The organism is Rhodoferax sp. GW821-FHT02C08 (assembly GCF_059421805.1).
The window spans coordinates 97,636-114,768 of the sequence record NZ_JBWKVR010000018.1; the positions used below are offsets into that span (position 1 = coordinate 97,636).

Consider the following 17,133-nt stretch of genomic DNA (forward strand, 5'->3'; position numbering starts at 1 on the left):
CTAGCCACGCGCCCAGAAACCACCGTGCAGTTGCCAGCCGTGGCCGGTCTGCACCCAGCGGTGTGGCGTCCAGGTATAGCCTGGGCGATGAGCCTCCCAATGACCGGGGTGCCACACATGGCGGCCGCCCTCCCAAACCCACACGCCTGACAGCCAGAAGTAGCCAGGAGCAGGTGCTACGCCAATCACCTCGGTCTGGGGTGGTGGAGGCGCTACTTCGGTGTACACCACCGGGCCGGCGGGCTGTGCCGGCGTGGTGTAGACGATCTGTTGCCTGGGTGGCGCCACTACGCAGCCAGACAGCGCCACTGCGCCCAATAAACCCACCAGAACCGGAGCCGCTAGTCGAATACGCATTGTGTGTTTCTCCACGGCAAGCCACATGTTGCCGACCCTTCTATAACAATTGATGGCCGTCAGGCATCTACAACCTTTGCCGTAATCTTTTGTAAAGAAAAATAGGGGTCAGATTCCAATTACCATCGGCGTAACTTGGTTCCAACTTTCCTTCCCCGTATGGCCCGCCTTCCCCGACTGACCTTGCCCGGTGTTCCTCACCACGTGATCCAGCGCGGCAACAACCGCCAGGCCATCTTTGCGGACGCTGCGGACTACGACTTCTTTATGGACCTGTTGGCCGAGAACGCCAAGCGTTTTGAAGTGCAGGTGCATGCCTACGTCCTGATGGGCAACCATTTCCATTTGCTGGCCACGCCGGAAACAGAGCAGGGCTTGCCCCAGATGATGCAGGCGGTAGGGCGGCGCTATGTGCGTTACTTCAATGATAAGCAGGGCCGCAGCGGCACGCTGTGGGAAGGGCGCTACCGGTCCACACTGGTACAGACCGAGCGCTATCTGTTGGCCTGCATGGTCTATATCGACCTGAATCCCGTGCGTGCCGGCCTGGTACAGGACCCGCGCGACTATCCGTGGTCCAGCTACGGCCATGCGATCGGCCTGCGTGCTGACAAGCTGGTGACGCCCCACCCCTTGTGGTGGAACTTGGGCAACACGCCTTTTGCCCGCGAAGCGGCCTACGCCAATTTGGTGCAGGTCGGCATTACAGCGGCCCAGCAGCGCGAATTGACTGAATCAGCGCTCCGGGGATGGGCGTTGGGGGATGTTGATTTTGTTGCAAATTTACAAAAGAGAACCGATCGCAGGCTGACCCAGTCTGCCGCTGGTCGTCCAGTGTCGCGAAAAAATGGAGCTTGAAAAATGCTTCCTGCGCTTATTTAATCTACATTATTTGCTATGTATTTTGATGCGTCCCTAAATATTTGTTGATGAATTTACTTAGAATTTAATTAGAATCTGACCCCGATTATTGCGCTTGGCATTGTTGTTGCAGTCCTTTATGCTTGCCATCCCCGCGAAAACATTTAGGAGAGCGCCCATGACAACGGCTGCCGAGATCCAGTATCTCAACGACCACGGTTTGTATTCTTCCGGCAACGAGCATGACGCTTGCGGTCTGGGTTTTGTGGCGCATATCAAGGGCGAGAAGCGCCACGATATCGTCACCCAGGCGCTGAAGATCCTGGAGAACATCGACCACCGTGGTGCTGTCGGTGCCGACAAGCTGATGGGCGACGGCGCGGGTATCTTGATCCAGATACCCGACGCGCTATACCGCGAAGAAATGGCCAAGCAGGGCGTGACCCTGCCAGCCGCTGGTGAATATGGCGTGGGCATGATCTTTCTGCCCAAGGAGCACGCTTCGCGCCAGGCTTGCGAACAAGAAATGGAACGCGCCATCAAGGCCGAAGGCCAGGTGTTCCTGGGCTGGCGCGATGTGCCGGTGGACAAGGATATGCCCATGTCTCCCACGGTGCGCAAGACCGAGCCGCTGCTCAAACAGGTGTTTATTGGCCGCGGCGACGACGTGATCGTGCAGGACGCGTTGGAGCGCAAGCTGTATGTGATCCGCAAGACCGCCAGTGCCAACATCCAGAATCTGAAGCTCAAACACAGCAAAGAGTATTACGTGCCCAGCATGTCCAGCCGCACGGTGATCTACAAGGGTCTGCTGCTGGCCGACCAGGTTGGCGTGTACTACAAGGATTTGTCCGACGAGCGCTGTATCTCGGCTATCGGCTTGGTGCACCAGCGCTTTTCCACCAACACCTTCCCCGAATGGCCTCTGGCCCACCCATACCGCTATGTGGCGCACAACGGTGAGATCAACACCGTTAAAGGCAACTACAACTGGATGAAGGCCCGCGAAGGCGTGATGGCCTCGCCGGTGCTGGCCGCCGACCTGGCCAAGCTGTACCCCATCAGCTTCGCCAACCAGTCGGACACCGCCACCTTCGACAACTGCCTGGAACTGCTGACCATGGCTGGCTACCCCATCAGCCAGGCCGTGATGATGATGATCCCCGAGCCCTGGGAGCAGCACACCAATATGGACGAGCGCCGCCGCGCCTTCTATGAATACCACGCGGCGATGATGGAGCCCTGGGACGGCCCGGCTTCTATCGTCTTCACCGATGGCCGCCAGATCGGCGCCACGCTGGACCGTAACGGCCTGCGCCCCTCGCGCTACTGCGTGACCGACGACGACCTGGTCATCATGGCCTCGGAATCCGGTGTGCTGCCCGTGCCCGAGAACAAGATCGTCCGCAAATGGCGGCTCCAGCCCGGCAAGATGTTCCTGATCGACCTGGAACAAGGTCGCATGATCGACGACGACGAGCTGAAAGCCAACATCGTCAACACCAAGCCCTACAAGCAGTGGATCGACAACCTGCGTATCAAGCTGGACAGCGTGCCTGCTGATGCGGCTCCCGCGCCAGGCAGCGATACGGCTCTGTTGGACCGCCAGCAGGCGTTTGGCTATACCCAGGAAGACGTCAAGTTTCTGCTGTCTCCCATGGCCCAGGCCGGGGAAGAAGGCATTGGCTCCATGGGCAACGACAGCCCGCTGGCCGTGCTCAGCGACAAGAACAAACCGCTGTACAACTACTTCCGCCAGATGTTCGCCCAGGTGACGAACCCGCCGATCGACCCGATCCGCGAAGCCATCGTCATGTCGCTGGTGTCCTTCATCGGCCCCAAGCCCAACCTGCTGGACATCAACCAGGTGAACCCGCCGATGCGCCTGGAAGTGGCCCAGCCCATCCTCGACTTCGAGGACATGGCCAAGCTGCGCGACATCGAGCGCCACACCCATGGCAAGTTCAAGAGCGCCACGCTGGACATCACCTACCCCGCTGCCTGGGGCCGTGAGGGCGTGGAAGCCAAGCTGGCCTCGTTGTGCGCCGAAGCCGTGGACGCGATCAAGGGTGGCAAGAACATCCTGATCGTCAGCGACCGCGCCGTCAGCGCTACGCAAATCGCCATTCCCGCCCTGCTGGCCAGCAGCGCCATCCACCAGCACCTGGTGACCAATGGCCTGCGCACCACCACCGGCCTGGTGGTCGAAACCGGTACCGCCCGCGAAGTCCACCACTTCGGCGTGCTGGCCGGCTATGGCGCCGAAGCCATCCACCCCTACCTGGCGATGGAAACCCTGGCCGACCTGCACAAGGACCTGCCCGGCGACCTGTCGCCCGAGAAAGCCATCTACAACTACGTCAAGGCCATCGGCAAAGGCTTGTCGAAGATCATGTCGAAGATGGGCGTGTCCACCTATATGAGCTACTGCGGTGCGCAGCTGTTCGAGGTGATCGGCCTGAACCAGGACACCGTGTCCAAGTACTTCACCGGCACCTCCAGCCGCGTCGAAGGCATTGGCGTGTTCGAGATCGCTGAAGAAGCCCTGCGCATGCACAAGGCGGCGTTTGGCGACGATCCGGTGCTGGCCAGCATGCTGGACGCCGGTGGTGAATACGCCTGGCGCGCCCGCGGCGAAGAGCATATGTGGACGCCCGACGCCATCGCCAAGCTGCAGCACAGCGCGCGTTCGAACAACTGGAACACCTACAAGGAATACGCCCAGCTGATCAACGACCAGAGCCGCCGCCACATGACCTTGCGCGGCCTGTTCGAGTTCAAGATCGACCCGGCCAAGGCGATTCCGGTGGAAGAAGTCGAACCGGCGAAGGAAATCGTCAAGCGCTTCGCCACCGGCGCCATGTCCATGGGCTCGATCTCCACCGAAGCCCACACCACCCTGGCCGTGGCCATGAACCGCATCGGCGGCAAGAGCAACACCGGCGAAGGCGGCGAAGACCCGGCCCGTTACCGGCAAGAGCTGAAGGGCATCCCGATCAAGCAAGGCCAGACCCTGCGCGAGATCATCGGCCCTGAGGTGGTGGAAGCCACCAACTATCCGCTGCAAGACGGCGATTCGCTGCGCTCGCGCATCAAGCAGGTGGCTTCGGGCCGCTTCGGTGTGACCGCCGAATACCTGGTCTCCAGCGACCAGATCCAGATCAAGATGGCCCAGGGCGCCAAGCCGGGCGAGGGCGGCCAGCTGCCCGGCGGCAAGGTGTCCGAGTACATCGGCAAGCTGCGCCACTCGGTGCCGGGCGTGGGCCTGATCTCGCCACCGCCGCACCACGACATCTATTCGATCGAAGATCTGGCCCAGCTGATCCATGATCTGAAGAACGTGGCCCCGCACGCCAGCATCAGCACCAAGCTGGTGTCGGAAGTCGGCGTCGGCACCATCGCCGCGGGCGTGACCAAGTGCAAGAGCGACCACATCGTGATCGCCGGCCACGACGGCGGCACCGGTGCATCGCCCTGGTCGTCGATCAAGCATGCAGGCGGTCCGTGGGAAATCGGCCTGGCCGAAACCCAGCAGACCCTGGTGCTGAACCGCCTGCGCGGCCGCGTCCGCGTACAGGCCGACGGCCAGATGAAGACCGGCCGCGACGTCGCCATCGGCGCGCTGCTGGGCGCCGATGAATTCGGCTTCGCCACCGCACCGCTGGTGGTCGAGGGCTGCATCATGATGCGCAAATGCCATCTGAACACCTGCCCGGTGGGCGTGGCCACGCAAGACCCGGTGTTGCGCAAGAAATTCCAGGGCCGGCCTGAGCACGTGGTGAACTTCTTCTTCTTCATCGCCGAAGAAGTGCGCCAGATCATGGCCCAGCTGGGTATCCGCAAGTTCGACGACCTGATTGGCCGTGCCGACCTGCTGGACACCCGCAAAGGCATTGCCCACTGGAAGGCCAGCGGCCTGGACTTCAACCGCCTGTTCGCCCAGCCGAATGTGCCGGCCGATGTGCCGCGCTACCACGTGCAAGACCAGGAACACGGCCTGGAGAAGTCGCTGGACAACGTGCTGATCGAGAAATCGCAGCCCGCCATCCTGCGCGGCGAGAAGGTCAAGTTCATGGAAGTGGCGCGCAACGTCAACCGTTCGCTGGGTGCCATGCTGTCCGGCGCGCTGACCAAGGTGCGGCCTGAAGGCCTGCCCGACGACACCATCCGCATCCAGCTGGAAGGCACGGGCGGCCAGTCCTTCGGCGCCTTCCTGGCCAACGGCATCACGCTGTACCTGATCGGCGACGCGAATGACTACACCGGCAAGGGCCTGAGCGGCGGCCGTATCGTGGTGCGACCCAGCATCGACTTCCGCGGCGTAGCCACCCAGAACACCATCGTTGGCAACACCGTGATGTACGGCGCGACCAGCGGCGAATCCTTCTTCAGCGGCGTCGCCGGTGAACGCTTCGCGGTACGTCTGTCGGGTGCCACCACGGTGGTCGAAGGCACGGGCGACCACGGTTGCGAATACATGACTGGCGGCACCGCGCTGATCCTGGGCAAGACCGGCCGCAACTTTGCTGCCGGCATGAGCGGCGGCGTCGCCTATGTCTACGACGAAGACGGCCAGTTCGCCAAGCGCTGCAATATGTCCATGGTGTCGCTTGAAAAAGTGCTGCCATCGGGCGAACAGCAGGGCCTGGGCGTGGCCGACCAATGGCACAACGGCCAGACCGACGAAGCCCAGCTGAAGAAGCTGCTGGAAGACCACAACCGCTGGACCGGCAGCAAGCGCGCCCGCGATCTGCTGGACAACTGGACCGAAGCCCGCGGCAAGTTCATCAAGGTGTTCCCGCTGGAGTACCAGCGCGCCCTGGGTGAATTGCATGCAAAAAAAGTGGCTCTAGCGCAGGCGGCATCTGCGCAAGCAGCTATTAAAAATGAAGCAGTGCCGGCTAAGTAAAGAACAAGGATTCAATCATGGGAAAAGTCACAGGCTTCATGGAATACGGCCGGCTGGAAGAGGGCTACAAGCCACCAGCCGAGCGTTTGAAACACTACAAGGAATTCGTCGTCGGGCTCGACGAATCGCAGGCCAAGATCCAGGGCGCGCGCTGCATGGACTGCGGTATTCCGTTCTGCAACAACGGCTGCCCGGTCAACAACATCATTCCCGACTTCAATGATCTGGTGTACCGCGGCGACTGGCAAAACGCCATCGAGGTGCTGCACAGCACCAACAACTTCCCCGAGTTCACCGGCCGCATCTGCCCCGCGCCCTGCGAGGCGGCTTGCACGCTGAACGTCAGCGACCTGCCGGTGGGCATCAAGTCCATCGAGCACGCCATCATCGACCGCGCCTGGGACGAGGGCTGGGTGAAACCGCGTGTCGCCAAGCACAAGACCGGCAAGAAGGTGGCGGTGGTCGGCTCCGGCCCCGCCGGCCTGGCCGCGGCCCAGCAGTTGGCGCGCGCCGGCCACGACGTGACCCTGTTCGAGAAGAACGACCGCGTCGGCGGCCTGCTGCGCTACGGCATCCCCGACTTCAAGATGGAGAAGAGCCACATCGACCGCCGGGTCGAGCAGATGACCGCCGAGGGCGTGACCTTCCGCACCGGCGTGATGGTTGGCGCCGCCAAAGACCCGCTGGGCAAGGGCTCCAAGGTCACCAACTGGGCCAAGGACACCGTTACCCCTGAGCAGCTGCAAAAAGACTTCGACGCCGTGGTGCTGACCGGTGGCGCCGAGCAATCGCGCGACCTGCCCGTGCCCGGCCGCGATCTGGACGGCATCCATTTCGCGATGGAATTCCTGCCCCAGCAGAACAAGGTCAACGCCGGCGACAAGGTCAAAGGCCAGCTGCGTGCCGATGGCAAGAAGGTCATCGTCATCGGCGGCGGCGACACCGGCTCCGACTGCGTGGGCACCAGCAACCGCCATGGCGCGGTCAGCGTGACCCAGTTCGAGGTCATGCCCCAGCCGCCCGAAGAAGAAAATCGCCCCATGACCTGGCCCTACTGGCCGATCAAGCTGCGCACCAGTTCCAGCCATGAAGAAGGCTGCGAGCGCGAATTCGCCATCTCCACCAAGGAATTCATCGGCGAAAAAGGCAAGGTCACCGGCCTGAAGACGGTGCGCGTCGAGTTCAAGGACGGCAAGCTGGTCGAAATCCCCGGCACCGAAGTCACCATGAAGGCCGACCTGGTGCTGCTGGCCATGGGCTTTGTAAGCCCCGTCGCCAGCGTGCTGGACGCTTTTGGCATTGAGAAAGATGCCCGTGGCAATGCCAAGGCGCATACCGACTTTACCGGCGGCTATGCCACTAATGTGCCCAAGGTGTTTGCTGCCGGCGACATCCGCCGCGGCCAGAGCCTGGTGGTGTGGGCGATTCGCGAGGGGCGTCAGGCGGCTCGTGCCGTTGACGAGTTCCTGATGGGTTTTAGCGATCTGCCTCGCTAAAAAATCAGATGGAGTGCAGCCATTGGCTGCACTCCATTATGGATGTCGGGGTGTTGGGCTTTACATACATACATACAAGTATGTATGGATTTGCTAGGCGCTACAGGCCAAGCCCTAGGACTATCCCTTATCATGCAAAAGCCGGAAGCGTTCCGGCTTTTGCCTTTCTATGACCACAGCCACACCAGACAACCTCGTTGAAATACGCCAGCTCACCTTCGGGTATGGGGAGCGCCCGGTACTGGACGGCATCACGCTGAGCATTCCGCGCGGCAAGGTGACGGCACTCATGGGGGCCTCCGGCGGCGGTAAAACCACCGTGTTGCGCCTGATCGGCGGCCAGATTCAGGCCCAGTCGGGCGAGCTGTTGCTGGACGGCCAGAACGTTGCCACATTTGACCAGGCGGGTTGGTACGCGGCGCGGCGCCGCATGGGTGTGCTGTTCCAGTTCGGCGCGCTGTTTACCGACATGACGGTGTTCGACAACGTGGCCTTCCCATTGCGCGAGCACACTGATTTGTCCGACGCGCTGGTGCGCGACATCGTGCTGATGAAGCTTAACGCGGTGGGCCTGCGCGGTGCGCGCGACCTGATGCCCAGCGAGGTGTCGGGTGGCATGGCCCGCCGCGTTGCCCTGGCCCGCGCGATTGCGCTGGACCCGGATCTGGTGATGTATGACGAACCCTTTGCCGGTCTGGACCCGATCTCTCTGGGCACCTCGGCCCGTTTGATCCGTGAACTCAATGACACCATGGGACTGACCAGCGTCATCGTCTCGCACGATCTGGACGAAACCTTCCATATTGCCGACAAGGTGGTGGTGCTGGCCAACGGGAAAATCGTGGCCCAGGGCACGCCGGATGAGGTGCGTACCAGTACCGACCCTCTGGTACACCAATTCATCAATGCCTTGCCCGATGGCCCGGTGCGCTTTCATTACCCTGGCCCGACCGTGGACCAGGATTTCGGCGCCGGCTTGCGTACGGTGCCGCGCGCAGGAGGCCGGCCATGACTTGGTACAAGCCATCGGATGTCGGTTTCGCGGTGCGTTCCAAACTGGCCGACATCGGCCACGGCACGCGTTTGTTTCTGCGCCTGCTGGCGTCGCTGGGGGGCTCGCTCAAGCGCTTTGGCCTGGTGCGTGACCAGATCCACTTTCTGGGCAATTATTCGCTGGCGCTGATCGGTGTGTCCGGTCTGTTCGTCGGCTTTGTTCTGGGCTTGCAGGGCTATTACACGCTGCAGCGCTACGGTTCTTCGGAGGCCCTGGGCCTGTTGGTGGCCCTGAGCCTGGTGCGTGAGTTGGGGCCGGTCATCACGGCTTTGCTATTTGCCGGGCGTGCCGGTACCTCGCTGACGGCCGGCATCGGCCTGATGAAGGCGGGTGAGCAGCTGAGCGCCATGGAGCTGATGGCCGTGGACCCCGTGCAGCGTATTCTTGCGCCGCGCTTTTGGGCGGGTGTGATCACCCTGCCTTTGCTGGCGGCTTTGTTCAGTGCGGTAGGCATTATTGGCGGCTGGATTGTGGGCGTGCTGATGATTGGGGTAGACGCCGGGGCTTTCTGGAGCCAGATGCAGGGGGGCGTAGACGTCTTCAAGGATGTCGGCAATGGCGTGATCAAAAGTGTGGTTTTTGGCTTCACCGTAAGCTTTGTCGCGCTGCTGCAAGGTTATGAGGCCCAGCCCACGCCCGAAGGGGTGTCGCGTGCGACCACGCGCACGGTGGTGGTGGCTTCGTTGGCGGTGCTTGCGTTGGACTTCCTGCTCACCGCCACCATGTTTTCTATTTAAGGCAGTTTTATGCAACGCTCGAAAAACGATGTGTGGGTAGGTTTTTTTGTGCTGCTGGGTGCGGTGGCCTTGTTGTTTCTGGCCCTGCAGTCGGCCAATCTGCTGTCGCTGAATTTCCAGACCGGCTATACCGTGAGTGCCAAGTTCGACAATATCGGCGGCCTCAAGCCCAAGGCAGCGGTGAAGAGTGCTGGCGTGGTGGTGGGTCGGGTCGAGAGCATTACTTTTGATGACAAATCTTTCCAGGCCAAGGTCACTTTGTCCATGGATACGCGTTACGCTTTTCCCAAAGACAGCTCGCTGAAAATTCTGACCAGTGGCTTGCTGGGTGAGCAGTACATTGGCATAGAAGCCGGTGCCGAAGAAAAGACGCTGGCGGCTGGTGACACGATTTCCACGACGCAATCCGCCGTGGTGCTGGAAAACCTGATCAGCCAGTTCCTGTACAGCAAAGCAGCCGATGGCCCGTCCACGCCGGCAGCCGCTCCGGCGTCCGCACCCAAAAAATAAAAATACACAAGCTTGGTTGTTTACTATGAAAAATATAGCTAGATACGCACGATATACCTGTGCTGGAGGCTTTTTGGCTCTGGTGTCTGCATGCGCCACAGGCCCGCAGGCCAATCCACGCGATCCACTGGAGCCGATGAACCGCAAGATCTATGGCTTCAATGAAGTCGTGGACAACGCGGTGTTCAAACCGGTGGCTACGGCCTATACCAAGGTGACGCCTCCACTGGTGCGCACCGGGGTGAGTAATTTCTTCTCCAACCTGGGCGAAGTCTGGAATACGGCCAACAACGCCTTGCAGGGCAAGGGCCAGAACGCGGTGGAGAGCTGGATGCGCTTCAGCATCAACACCGTGTTCGGCATAGGCGGTGTTTTTGACCTGGCGACCGATATGGGCCTGGAGCGCCATAAGGAAGACTTCGGCCAGACCCTGGGCAGCTGGGGCGTGCCGTCCGGCCCGTATCTGGTGGTCCCGCTGCTGGGCCCATCCACGATACGTGATGCCGCTGCCTTGCCGGTGGATGCCCAGGGCAATATGCTGAACGCCGTGCCGCACTCGGGTGACCGTGATCGCTTGTATGGCCTGAGCCTGATCGACACACGGGCCAATCTGTTGCGTGCCACCGCTGCGCTGGAAGATGCCGCGCTGGACAAATATACGTTCACCCGCGATTTCTACCTGCAGCTGCGCACCAATGAGGTGTATGACGGCAATCCGCCAGATGCGTCGGCGGATGCGCCCAAATAGGTATTTTTAAGGCTTGCTATGTAAGCCTTGTGCAAATTGCACGCCACTGCCGCCGTCTGGGTCAACCCATCGGTAGGCCGTTCCATTATTGAGGTGCGGGCTTTTCCCGCTGAGAGAAAGAGTGTATGAAACGTCGTTCTTTGGGCCACTGGGCCGTTGGTGTAGTGTTCGCTGTGGCGTCTGCCACGTCTATGCAGGTGTTTGCCGCCGATGAGGCGCCAGACGCCCTGGTGAAGCGCATCTCCACCGATGTGCTGGACACCATCAAGGCGGACAAAAGCCTGCAGCAGGGCAATGTGAACAAGATCATGGGCCTGGTCGATACCAAGATCATGCCCAACGTGAACTTCCAGCGCATGACGGCCTCCGCCGTCGGCCCCGGCTGGCGTCAAGCCACGCCCGAGCAGCAAAAGCGCTTGCAGGATGAGTTCAAGACTCTGCTGGTGCGTACCTATTCCGGCGCCCTGGCCCAGGTCACCAATGACCAGGAAATCAGCCTGAAACCCTTCCGCGCGGCTGCGGACGACAAGGAAGTCGTCGTGCGCACCGAGGTCAAAGGCCATGGTGATCCTATTCAATTGGACTACCGTCTGGAAAAGACCCCTGGCGACGGCGCAGGCTGGAAGATATTCAACTTGAACGTGCTGGGCGTCTGGTTGGTGGAAACCTACCGCAGTCAGTTCGCGTCCGAGATCAACGCCAAGGGTATTGACGGTCTGATCACCACGCTGACCACGCGCAACCAGACCAACGCCAAAAAGGGCTGAGTGTGTTGGTCTTGCCCGTTGAGTTGACCCACGCACAGGCGACCGCATCCCTGCACATGCTGCTGCAGGGCCTGCGTTCGCAACCCGGTGCGGTGGTCGTGGACGCCACGGCACTGACCAGCTTCGATTCGTCCGCCCTGGCCGTGCTGCTGGAATGCCGCCGCGAGAGCTTCAGTCTGGGCCGTTCTTTCGCCGTGCGTGGGTTGCCCCAACGCCTGGCGGACTTGGCGGGACTATACGGCGTAGCGGGCTTGTTGCCGGCGGCCTAAGAACACGTCCTAAACTGCCCCGCCGGGCGGAAAGCCCTGCTCCGACGGCGGCCGGGCCTAGCCGTTAAAATCACCGGCCCATGCCAGCCATCTCCTTCCAGCAGGTCTCCAAGACCTACGCCAGCCCCCGCGGCGCTAAAAATCCCCCCCTCACCGCCCTCGACAGCGTCAGCTTCGATATCGCCCAGGGGGAATTTTTTGGCCTGCTCGGGCCGAATGGCGCGGGCAAGACCACGCTGATCAGCATCCTGGCCGGACTAAATCGTGCCACCGGAGGCAAGGTGCTGGTGCACGGCCACGACGTGGTGAGCGACTACGCCAACGCGCGCCGCCAACTGGGCGTAGTGCCGCAGGAGCTGGTGTTCGACCCGTTCTTCAATGTGCGCGAGGCCCTGCGCATCCAGTCGGGCTACTTCGGCGTGAAGAACAACGACGCCTGGATCGATGAATTGCTGGAAAGCCTGGGCCTGGCCGACAAGGCAAATTCGAATATGCGCCAGCTCTCTGGCGGCATGAAGCGCCGCGTGCTGGTGGCCCAGGCCCTGGTGCACAAGCCGCCGGTGATCGTGCTCGATGAGCCCACGGCTGGCGTTGACGTGGAGCTGCGCCAGACCCTGTGGCAGTTCATCGCCAAACTCAACAAGCAGGGCCACACGGTGCTGCTGACCACCCATTACCTGGAAGAAGCCGAGGCCCTGTGCTCGCGCATCGCCATGCTCAAGCAGGGCAGGGTGGTGGCGCTGGACCGCACCAGCGAGCTGCTGAAAAACGCCTCCAGCAATGTGTTGCGCTTCAAAGTCGATAGCGAACTCCCCAGTGCTCTGGCGCTGCAGGCCCGGATTACCGGCCGCATCGTGCAGTTCCCTGCGCACAACGCGGCCGAGATCGAACGCTACTTGGCGGCTGTCCGTGAGGCAGGTTTGACAGCAGAAGATGTCGAAATTCGCAAGGCCGATCTGGAAGACGTATTCCTCGACGTGATGACCAACGGCTATGTGGCCAACGGAGTGGCGGTATGACCGGCTGGCAAACCCTGCTTTACAAAGAATCGCTGCGCTTCTGGAAGGTCGGCTTCCAGACCGTCGGCGCGCCGGTGCTGACCGCCGTGCTGTACCTGCTGATCTTCGGCCATGTGCTGGAAGGCAAGGCCCTGGTCTACGGCACGATCAACTACACGGCCTTTCTGGTGCCCGGCCTGGTGATGATGAGCGTGCTGCAAAACGCTTTTGCCAACAGTTCGTCCTCGCTGATCCAGAGCAAGATCATGGGCAGCCTGGTGTTCGTGCTGCTGACCCCGCTGTCGCATTGGGGCTGGTTCTGGGCCTATACCGGCTCGGCCGTGGCGCGCGGCCTGCTGGTCGGCGCCGGGGTGTTTGCGGTGACTGCGATCTTCACCGGTGCCAGCTTTGTGGCCCCGCTGTGGATCATCGTGTTCGCGGTGCTGGGCGCGGCCCTGCTGGGTACGTTAGGCATCATCGCCGGCCTGTGGGCCGAGAAATTCGACCAGATGGCGGCGTTCCAGAACTTCGTCATCATGCCCATGACCTTTCTGAGCGGCGTGTTCTATTCCATCCATTCGCTGCCGCCGTTCTGGCAGACCGTCAGCCACCTGAACCCGTTCTTCTACATGATCGACGGCTTCCGCTACGGCTTCTTTGGCGTCAGCGACGTATCGCCCTGGATCAGCCTGGGCATCGTCGGCACTGCGCTGGTTGTGGTCAGCGCCATCACCGTGAACCTGCTGCGCATAGGCTACAAGATCCGCGGCTAATTAAAAAAATACTCCCATGACTGCTGAAGAACTGCAAAACCTCATCGCCGCGCACCTGCCCTGCGAGCACATCGAACTCGAAGGCGATGGCCGTCACTGGTACGCCACCATCGTCTCGGCCGAGTTCGAGGGCCGCCGCGCCATCCAGCGCCACCAGCGGGTCTATGCCACGCTGGGCGCCAAAATGCATACCGACGAAGTGCATGCGCTGTCGATGAAGACCTATACGCCTGCCGAGTGGGCCGCCTTGCCCCGCTAAACCCTACTGATCGCATTCCATGGACAAATTACTCATCCGCGGTGGCCGCAGCCTGCAAGGCCAGGTCCGCATCTCCGGCGCCAAGAACGCCGCCCTGCCCGAACTGTGCGCCGGGCTGCTGACAGCCGAGCCCGTCACACTGACCAATGTGCCGCGCCTGCAGGACGTGGCCACCATGCTGACCCTGATCCGCAACATGGGCGTGACGGCCGAGCGCTCTGAAGACGGCACGGTGAGCATCAATGCCGGCGCCCTGTCGTCACCCGAAGCCCCCTACGAGCTGGTGAAGACGATGCGCGCCTCGGTGCTGGCGCTGGGCCCGCTGCTGGCGCGCTTTGGCGAGGCCACGGTGTCCTTGCCCGGCGGCTGTGCGATCGGCTCGCGTCCGGTGGACCAGCACATCAAGGGCTTGCAGGCCATGGGCGCCGAGATCGTGGTCGAACACGGCTACATGATCGCCAAGCTGCCCAAGGGCTGGACCCGCCTCAAGGGCTGCCATATCACCACCGACATGGTGACCGTCACCGGTACCGAGAACTTCCTGATGGCTGCGGCCCTGGCCGAGGGCGAGACTATTCTGGAAAACGCAGCCCAGGAGCCTGAAATCACCGACCTGGCCGAGATGTTGATCAAGATGGGTGCGAAGATCGAAGGCCATGGCACGCACCGCATCCGTATCCAGGGCGTGGAAAAGCTGCACGGCTGCAGCCACCAGGTGGTGGCGGACCGCATCGAGACCGGCACCTTCCTCTGTGCCGTGGCTGTTACCGGTGGCGACGTGCTGCTGCAGCATGGCCGTGCCGACCATCTGGACGCGGTGATCGACAAGCTGCGCACGGCCGGCGTGACCGTGACCCCCGAGACTGACGGTATCCGCGTGCAGTCTGCCGGTCCGGCGCATACGCACCTGAAGGCGCAGAGCTTCCGCACCACCGAATACCCGGGTTTTCCCACCGACATGCAGGCCCAGTTCATGGTGCTGAACTGCGTGGCCCAGGGTCCGAGCAAGGTCACCGAGACGATTTTTGAAAACCGCTTCATGCACGTCAACGAGCTGGTGCGCTTGGGCGCGCACATCCAGATCGACGGCAAGGTGGCCGTGACTGAGGGCGTGGCCAAGCTGTCGGGCGCCACCGTGATGGCGACCGACCTGCGCGCCTCCGCCAGCCTGGTGATCGCCGGCCTGGTGGCCGAGGGCGAGACCATGGTGGACCGCATCTACCACCTGGACCGCGGCTACGACCAGATGGAAGCCAAATTGCGCGGCATTGGCGCGGACATTGAAAGAGTGAAAGCATGATCACCCTCGCCCTCTCCAAAGGCCGCATTTTTGACGACACGCTGCCGCTGCTGCGCGCAGCGAATATCGAGGTGCTGGACAACCCCGAAACCTCGCGCAAGCTGATTCTGGACACCAACCAGCCCGGCATGCGCGTGGTGCTGGTGCGCGCCTCCGACGTGCCCACCTATGTGGAAAACGGCGGCGCCGACCTGGGTATCACCGGCAAGGACACCTTGATCGAGCACGGCGGCTCTGGGCTCTACCAGCCGCTGGACCTGCAGATCGCCAAGTGCCGCATCAGCGTGGCGGTGCGCGCCGATTTTGACTACGAACGGGCTGTGAAGCAGGGTTCGCGGCTGCGCGTAGCTACCAAATATGTAGCAATTGCACGCGAATTCTTCGCCGCCAAGGGCGTGCACGTGGACCTGATCAAGCTCTACGGCAGCATGGAGCTGGCGCCGCTGACCGGCCTGGCCGACGCCATCGTCGACCTGGTCTCCACCGGCAACACCTTGAAGGCCAATCACCTGAAAGAGGTGGAGCGCATCATGGATATCAGCTCGCGTCTGGTGGTGAACCAAGCCGCGCTCAAACTCAAGCAGGCGCCCATCCGTGCCCTGATCGATGCCTTCGCCAAGGCCGTCGCCGAACGCTCTGGAACTTGATCGCTATGACATTTGTAGCTGCTCCCGCCCGTCTTTCCACCGCCAGCGGCACTTTTGAGGCCGAATTCAAGGCGCGCCTGCATTGGTCTGCCGATGCGGACACGGTGATTGAAAAAACCGTCGCCGACATCCTGGCCGATGTGCAGCTGCGCGGCGACGCGGCGGTGCTGGAGTACACCAACCGTTTTGACGGACTCAGCGCGACTTCGTTGGCAGAGTTGGAGCTGACCCAGGCCGAACTGAAAGCCGCGTTCGACGCCATTCCCACGGCCCAGCGTGACGCGCTGCAGGCGGCAGCCGCCCGGGTGCGTACCTACCACGAGGCGCAGAAAAAGGCCTCGGGCGAGAGCTGGAGCTACCGCGATGCCGACGGCACTCTGCTGGGCCAGAAGGTCACGCCGCTGGACCGCGTCGGCATTTACGTGCCCGGCGGCAAGGCGGCCTACCCCAGCAGCGTGCTGATGAACGCCATTCCCGCCCACGTGGCTGGCGTGGCCGAGATCATCATGGTCGTGCCAACACCGCGCGGCGAGAAGAACGCGCTGGTGCTGGCCGCCGCCTACGTGGCCGGTGTGACCCGCGCCTACACCATCGGTGGCGCCCAGGCCGTGGCCGCGCTGGCCTACGGCACGGCCACCATTCCGAACGTGCACAAGATCACCGGCCCGGGCAACGCCTATGTGGCCGCCGCCAAGCGCCGCGTCTTCGGCACGGTGGGCATCGACATGATTGCCGGCCCCAGCGAAATCCTGGTGCTGGCCGACGGTACGACGCCGCCCGACTGGGTGGCGATGGACCTGTTCAGCCAGGCCGAGCACGACGAGTTGGCGCAGAGCATTCTGCTATGCCCCGACGCCGGCTACATCGCCCAGGTGCAGGCCAGCATAGACCGTTTGCTGAATGAGATGCCGCGCGCCGAGATCATCGCCAAAAGCCTCACCGGCCGTGGCGCGCTGATCCACACCCGCAGCATGGAAGAGGCCTGCGAGATCAGCAACCGGATTGCGCCCGAGCATTTGGAAGTCAGCAGCAACGACCCGCACCGCTGGGAGCCGCTGCTCAAGCACGCTGGCGCCATTTTCCTGGGTGCCTACACCAGCGAAAGCCTGGGCGACTACTGCGCCGGGCCGAACCACGTGCTGCCCACCTCGGGTACCGCGCGCTTCTCCAGCCCGCTGGGGGTCTATGACTTCCAGAAACGCAGCAGCATCATCGAGGTCAGCCAGGCCGGCGCCCAGCTATTGGGTCCGATAGCCGCCGAGCTGGCGTATGGTGAAGGCCTGCAGGCCCACGCCCAGGCTGCCGAGATGCGCTTGGATAAGGCCTAAGCCAGGCTTGGAAAAATAGGCCCATTTTCTGGACATAAAAATACCTGATTAGCTACTTGCCTCAGAGTATCGAAGAACAGTCAATGGAAGTGGCTGGGTCGTCACAGCCGCGCGCAGCAG

General features: G+C 62.1%; 16 protein-coding genes. 15 read left to right on the plus strand and 1 reads right to left on the minus strand.

What is annotated here, in order from left to right:
• A complete protein-coding gene (locus AC07VY_RS19770) occupies positions 1 to 357 on the minus strand; it encodes a hypothetical protein (RefSeq protein WP_495098891.1) in 357 nt (118 codons plus the stop codon).
• A gap of 159 nt (positions 358 to 516) precedes the next feature.
• On the opposite strand from AC07VY_RS19770, the gene AC07VY_RS19775 reads away from it, so the two are divergent.
• From AC07VY_RS19775 to hisD, 15 genes are all read left to right on the plus strand, one after another.
• Positions 517 to 1,215 (plus strand): REP-associated tyrosine transposase, encoded by a 699-nt coding sequence (locus AC07VY_RS19775; protein ID WP_495098890.1) that lies wholly within the window; start codon positions 517 to 519, stop codon positions 1,213 to 1,215.
• 181 nt (positions 1,216 to 1,396) lie between these two features.
• Complete coding sequence (locus AC07VY_RS19780) at positions 1,397 to 6,127, plus strand: glutamate synthase-related protein (RefSeq protein ID WP_495098889.1); 4,731 nt, start codon at positions 1,397 to 1,399, stop codon at positions 6,125 to 6,127.
• 17 nt (positions 6,128 to 6,144) lie between these two features.
• Positions 6,145 to 7,623, plus strand: a complete 1,479-nt coding sequence (locus AC07VY_RS19785; RefSeq protein WP_495075174.1) for a glutamate synthase subunit beta — start codon at positions 6,145 to 6,147, stop codon at positions 7,621 to 7,623.
• 169 nt (positions 7,624 to 7,792) lie between these two features.
• Entirely contained in the window at positions 7,793 to 8,635 is an 843-nt protein-coding gene (locus AC07VY_RS19790) for an ABC transporter ATP-binding protein (RefSeq protein WP_495098888.1), read from the plus strand.
• Complete coding sequence (gene mlaE / locus AC07VY_RS19795) at positions 8,632 to 9,414, plus strand: lipid asymmetry maintenance ABC transporter permease subunit MlaE (protein ID WP_495075176.1); 783 nt, start codon at positions 8,632 to 8,634, stop codon at positions 9,412 to 9,414. The genes AC07VY_RS19790 and mlaE overlap by 4 nt, the downstream gene beginning before the upstream one ends.
• Before the next feature lie 9 nt (positions 9,415 to 9,423).
• On the plus strand, positions 9,424 to 9,924 hold the full coding sequence (mlaD, locus tag AC07VY_RS19800; RefSeq protein WP_495075177.1) for an outer membrane lipid asymmetry maintenance protein MlaD: 501 nt from the start codon (positions 9,424 to 9,426) through the stop codon (positions 9,922 to 9,924).
• A gap of 25 nt (positions 9,925 to 9,949) precedes the next feature.
• On the plus strand, positions 9,950 to 10,672 hold the full coding sequence (locus AC07VY_RS19805) for an MlaA family lipoprotein (RefSeq protein WP_495098887.1): 723 nt from the start codon (positions 9,950 to 9,952) through the stop codon (positions 10,670 to 10,672).
• Between the two features lie 125 nt (positions 10,673 to 10,797).
• Positions 10,798 to 11,439 carry an MlaC/ttg2D family ABC transporter substrate-binding protein gene (locus tag AC07VY_RS19810; protein ID WP_495098886.1) on the plus strand — a complete coding sequence of 214 codons (642 nt, stop codon included), beginning with the start codon at positions 10,798 to 10,800 and terminating at the stop codon, positions 11,437 to 11,439.
• 2 nt (positions 11,440 to 11,441) lie between these two features.
• The gene (locus tag AC07VY_RS19815; RefSeq protein ID WP_495075180.1) at positions 11,442 to 11,708 is read left to right on the plus strand and encodes an STAS domain-containing protein; all 267 of its coding nucleotides are present in this window, start codon (positions 11,442 to 11,444) and stop codon (positions 11,706 to 11,708) included.
• Between the two features lie 80 nt (positions 11,709 to 11,788).
• A complete protein-coding gene (locus AC07VY_RS19820; protein WP_495098885.1) occupies positions 11,789 to 12,727 on the plus strand; it encodes an ABC transporter ATP-binding protein in 939 nt (312 codons plus the stop codon).
• Positions 12,724 to 13,479 (plus strand): ABC transporter permease, encoded by a 756-nt coding sequence (locus AC07VY_RS19825; RefSeq protein WP_116605719.1) that lies wholly within the window; start codon positions 12,724 to 12,726, stop codon positions 13,477 to 13,479. Before AC07VY_RS19820 ends, AC07VY_RS19825 begins: the two co-directional genes overlap by 4 nt.
• A 16-nt stretch (positions 13,480 to 13,495) precedes the next feature.
• Positions 13,496 to 13,738: a BolA family protein gene (locus AC07VY_RS19830; protein WP_116605720.1), complete on the plus strand. Its 243-nt coding sequence runs from the start codon at positions 13,496 to 13,498 to the stop codon at positions 13,736 to 13,738.
• 19 nt (positions 13,739 to 13,757) lie between these two features.
• Positions 13,758 to 15,038, plus strand: a complete 1,281-nt coding sequence (gene murA, locus AC07VY_RS19835; protein ID WP_495098884.1) for a UDP-N-acetylglucosamine 1-carboxyvinyltransferase — start codon at positions 13,758 to 13,760, stop codon at positions 15,036 to 15,038.
• Positions 15,035 to 15,685: an ATP phosphoribosyltransferase gene (gene hisG / locus AC07VY_RS19840; RefSeq protein ID WP_495098883.1), complete on the plus strand. Its 651-nt coding sequence runs from the start codon at positions 15,035 to 15,037 to the stop codon at positions 15,683 to 15,685. Before murA ends, hisG begins: the two co-directional genes overlap by 4 nt.
• Before the next feature lie 5 nt (positions 15,686 to 15,690).
• The gene (gene hisD / locus AC07VY_RS19845) at positions 15,691 to 17,013 is read left to right on the plus strand and encodes a histidinol dehydrogenase (RefSeq protein WP_495098882.1); all 1,323 of its coding nucleotides are present in this window, start codon (positions 15,691 to 15,693) and stop codon (positions 17,011 to 17,013) included.
• Positions 17,014 to 17,133 lie beyond the last annotated feature (120 nt).